General features: G+C 53.3%; 1 protein-coding gene. It reads left to right on the top strand.

Translation table 11 applies throughout. The annotated features are described in order from the left end of the window. Window positions 1-3,566 (top strand): Ig-like domain-containing protein (locus tag C7460_RS23335; protein ID WP_147303074.1); only part of this gene is annotated, 3,566 nt, incomplete at both ends.

The raw sequence follows: 3,566 nt of genomic DNA, 5'->3' as shown, positions 1-3,566 counted from the left end.
ACCTCCACCCCTTCCCCTTCCCTAAGCGGTACTGTTGATGATTTCCAGGCGAGCATTAGTGTTACGGTGGCAGGTGTTAGCTATACAGCGACCAACGACGGTGCTGGCAGCTGGAGCTTGGCAGCAGGGGAGCTAGCTCCATTAGCCGAGGGAGTTTATGATGTAGCAGTAACAGCGACCGACTCAGCGGGCAATGTAGGAGTGGATGGTAGCGTAGACGAGCTGACCATTGATCTCACAGCTCCGGTGCTTACCCTTGCGGATGTTTTGACCAACAACCCCTTACCAACAGTGAGTGGAACAGTAGATGATTCTTTGGCTACAGTTACCCTAAAAGTAAATGGCCAAACCGTGAGTGCTGTAGTTTCCGGCACCAGCTGGACAGTAGCTTCAGGAACATTAGATAGCCTCTCAGAAGGAGTTTATAGCGTAGAAGCCATAGCGACAGATGCAGTAAGCAATGCAGATACAGTTGTTGCAAGCCTAACTGTAGATACGACCGCACCGGTTGTGGCTGTGTCAACCCTATCCACCTCTGAGACCTCCCCTGCCTTAAGCGGTAGTGTAGACGATGCATCTGCTAGTGTGAGTGTGACTGTTAATGGCAGCAGCTATACAGCTACCAACGATGGTGCTGGCAGCTGGAGTTTAGCAGCAGGCCAACTTACCGGCTTAACCGACGGAGTTTATGATGTAGCAGTTACCGCCACCGATGAAGCCGGAAATGCAGGCACCGACGCTACTACTGATGAGCTGACCATCGATACAACGGCACCAGAGGTGACCATCAATGACCTGGAGACGTTAGAAGATAGCCCCGAGCTTACCGGCACGGTAGATGATGAAACAGCCATCGTCACTGTTACAGTCAATGGCAATACCTACACGGCCAGTGTGAGTGGCAGCACATGGACCCTTGCCACCGGCACCATTGCTTCCCTGGCAGTAGACACCTATACGATGAGTGTGACAGCCACCGATGAAGTAGGCAATAGCAGTAGCAGCAGTGCAACACTGACGATCATGCCAGGCGCACCACGAGCCTTGGCAGCCAGTGATGTGGAGTACTTTAGCTTCACTGCCAACTGGGCACCACGTACCGGAGTGACGAGCTACCGCTTAGATGTAGCCGAAGACGAGTTTTTCATCAACATGCTCCCAGGACTTAGCAACAAAGAGACGACCGAGACAAGCGAAGCAGTTGCAGGAGTTTACTACGGTCAGACCTACTACTACCGCCTCAGAGCCGTGTATGCCTCAGGTGATGAATCGCCCAACTCCAATGTGATAGCGGTGACCACACCAAAAGATCCGAAGACCGCCGAAGACTCACTGGCGCTACTAAGCATCTATGCAGCTACCGGAGGAGACCAATGGACCGGTGATATCAACTGGACAGAGGGCCTACCACTGAGAGACTGGAATGATGTAACGATGATCGGCACACGGGTGACCAGTGTAGACCTGGCAGGCAAAAACCTGACGGGTAGCTTCCCTGCTATCACCACCGGCTTAGACGCACTGACCACCCTGGACCTGTCCGGTAACGACCTGACCGATATCGCCGACCTGACGAACCTGACAGCCCTGAGCACACTGAGCGTCTCTGACAACCACCTGGCTTTTGGCTCAATAGAAGCCAACCAATCGATAGCAGGCTTTAGCTACACACCGCAAGACAGTGTGAGCACCTACCTGGAAACGCTGGAGCAGCAAGGCACCAACTACACGATAGACCGTACAGTGAGTGGTAGTGCCAATAGCTATACGTGGTACAAACAAGACCTGATCGATGGTAGCATCACCGAGCTGACCAACAGCGGCAGCACACTGACGGTGGCCATCGAAAGCTTTGACGATGAAGGCGCCTACTATGCAGAAGTGACCAGCAGCGTGGTTACCGACCTGACGCTGATCACCTTCCCGGTAGTGCTGAAGGTAAGCTCCCTGGAGCGGGACTTTGCAGCCTTGCAAAACATCTACGACAAGATGGGCGGCTCAAATTGGCCATCACCTTACAACAACTGGCCGAATGAGGCAAGCTTTGATGACTGGGCAGGCGTGACCATCGAAAACGAGCGAGTGACCAAAGTAGAACTCCCTGAGATCAACATGACAGGTGTGTTGCCAAATGACATATTGGACATAGCCGGTCTGGAAGTACTGGACTTGTCGGGCAACCGCATCTCCACGATACCGGACTTTTCATCGCTGGCCAACCTGACGAGCGTGGACGTGAGTGGCAACAACCTGGAGTTTGATGACCTGGAGAAAAACATGGACCTGGAGGCCACGATAGCTTATGCCGACCAGCGCCGCATCGGAGTGATCGAGCGAGACACAGTGTATGTAGGCAGCGAAGTGCTGCTGAGCGTACAGGCAGGCGGCAGTGCGAATACCTACACGTGGCTACTGACCAATGACCTTGGTGAGAAAGTACCCGTAGCGGGACAAACCGGCCCAGATTTGCTGCTGGATGGAATCGGCTATGAGACAATGGGCGACTACCGGGTAGAAGTGACCAATAGCCTGGTACCCGACCTGACGCTGACCACCCGTTTGAAACAGGTGATGGCCGTGTCCAACCTGAAGTTTCTGGCCCTTGACTTGTTTGGCGATGCCTTTACAGCAGCCGAAGGCTATGCCCTTCGAGTGACAGCTCCGGGTAATCCATATGATACGATTCAGACGATTCGAGGAGGCGACAAAGAGGCAGGGTTCTTCCGCTTTGATAGCCTGATACTGGGCGACTACCTGATCGCAGTGGCCCCGGATGACCTGGACGAGTTCTTGCCTACCTACTATCCGAGCACGGATGTTTGGACACAAGCCAGAGAATACATCCTTCGTAGTGATGGGACCGATACATTGTTTATGGCACAGATACCACCCCCACTTCCACCGCTTCCTGATGGAGGGGTAGTAGGCGGATCGATAGAGTCAGACTTCCAGGACAAGGCATCTACAGAAGACAGTCTTGACAACACGGGAGGCCGTATCCATGCACGCCGTAAGGTGAAGCGTGCGGGCTGTTCGATGCGAAGGTTTGTACGTCGGGGAAGGACGTTTGCACAGGACAGCATTTTTGAGCTGTATGCTTATGTGCAGTCCGATGATGAGGGTAGGTTTGAGTTTACGGACATAGAGCCGGGCTTGTACCGTTTCAACATTGAGTATCCTGGTATCCCGATGGACAGCAGCTCGTTTGTGCAGTTTGAGATCGGTGCCGATGGTGTGGAGAAAAACAGCTTTACGCTTGAGGCGACAGTTACTGAGGAGGGCATTAAGGTAGACAAGATCGAGGAGCTGGGCTTCTACCGGCACTACTTCAAAGACCTGACGATGTATCCGAACCCTGCGGATGAGTATGTGACACTCCGCTATGCGAAGCTGTGGGCCGAGACAGTGAAAGTACGCATCGTGAGTCTGGAAGGCCGAGTGATGCTAGAGGAAGACATGCAGCGCGGCTACAATCAAGAGCTGACCCTGGATGTAAGTGACCTCAACCAGGGCGTCTACCTGCTCAACTTCATCGACACAGAAAAATCTGGGTCCAAGACGATTGT

Source organism: Marinoscillum furvescens DSM 4134 (assembly GCF_003386095.1).
Taxonomy (GTDB): domain Bacteria; phylum Bacteroidota; class Bacteroidia; order Cytophagales; family Cyclobacteriaceae; genus Marinoscillum; species Marinoscillum furvescens.
This window is presented reverse-complemented; position numbering and strand designations above follow the sequence as displayed.